At 60.2% G+C, this 1090-nt stretch carries 1 protein-coding gene; it reads right to left on the bottom strand.

Going from position 1 to position 1090, the window contains the following annotated elements; translation table 11 throughout:
- Positions 1-46: 46 nt before the first annotated feature.
- The gene (locus EJO71_RS34235; RefSeq protein ID WP_011805635.1) at positions 47-1048 is read right to left on the bottom strand and encodes an IS1595-like element ISCsp2 family transposase; all 1002 of its coding nucleotides are present in this window, start codon (positions 1046-1048) and stop codon (positions 47-49) included.
- Between the last annotated feature and the right edge of the window lie 42 nt (positions 1049-1090).

Here is a 1090-nt window from a genome sequence, read left to right as displayed (position 1 = left end):
TAAGGGGTATCTATTTAGCTCCAGCAGCCCCATTGATACTGTGATTTCATCCAGCAATGGTATCCGATTGGCTCTCCCCGGTGTTCTTGCTCACGACATCCCCATACGTCACTGGCGGCGTAACCACCGCTTGCTGCAGCAAGCGGTAAAACAGCATCCCGCGTGAGCTGGATGTGCGCCGGTTGAAACGGAACACGAATTCATCGAGATAGGCGTCCAGGTGGTCTGGCTGTACAGAGCCATGATGTGTTCCCAGCACCCAGCGCTGTACCAGTGAGGCGACCCGGTGCACTCCCGCCATGGAGACATGGGCAGGTACGCCTGAGCCGAGCATGACGGTGCGCTGGTGGGTGTAACCCAGTTCTCCCAGAGCGCGGTATGCCGCCGAACCATCCGTGCGTACCTGGGCTCCAGGCTCGACCACCTCCTGCACAAAGGGGATTACGTGGGTGGCGGCGTCTCGGTCAATGCGGCGTAACCGGATGCGCCCAAACCCCTTGGGCTCCACGATCTCCACCGCCATGACCATCAACACTTTGGTGGTGCTGCTCTTGCGCCCTGCAGGGGTGGCGGGATTCTTGCGATCCGTGATGGACAGGTACGTTTCATCCACCTCCACAAGCCCCTTGAGCTTGTCCCGGCCCGGGCGGACCATGGCACGTCGAAACCGGTGCAGCATGGTCCAGGCGGTCTGGTAGCTCCCCAAACCCAATACGCGCTGCAGCCCCAGGGCGCTCACGCCTTGTTTCTGATTGGTCAGGTACCAAGCTGCAGCCAGCCAGACACGCAGCGGTGTGCGCGTCTTGTCAAAGATGGTTCCAGATGTCACTGTGCCTTGGTACTGGCATGAGCGGCACATCAGGCGGGTGCGGCTGGCGCGGTACACATCGCCAGCGTTGCCGCAACGCGGGCAGACGAAGCCTTGGGGCCACCGAAGCTTCTCCAGGAACGCCTGGCAAGCCTCTTCGGTGGCAAACCAGTCAAGAAATTCGTTCCAGGTGCGGGGGTAGTCCCCTCCAGGAGTTGGCGTTAGCATCTGGGTTTCCATCCAGCTATTCTCACGTCACTGGAGCTAAATAGATACCCCTTA

Source organism: Variovorax sp. 679 (assembly GCF_003952185.1).
Lineage (GTDB): Bacteria > Pseudomonadota > Gammaproteobacteria > Burkholderiales > Burkholderiaceae_C > Variovorax.
Note: the sequence above shows the minus strand (reverse complement) of the source record. Positions and strands in the feature narration are given on the sequence as shown.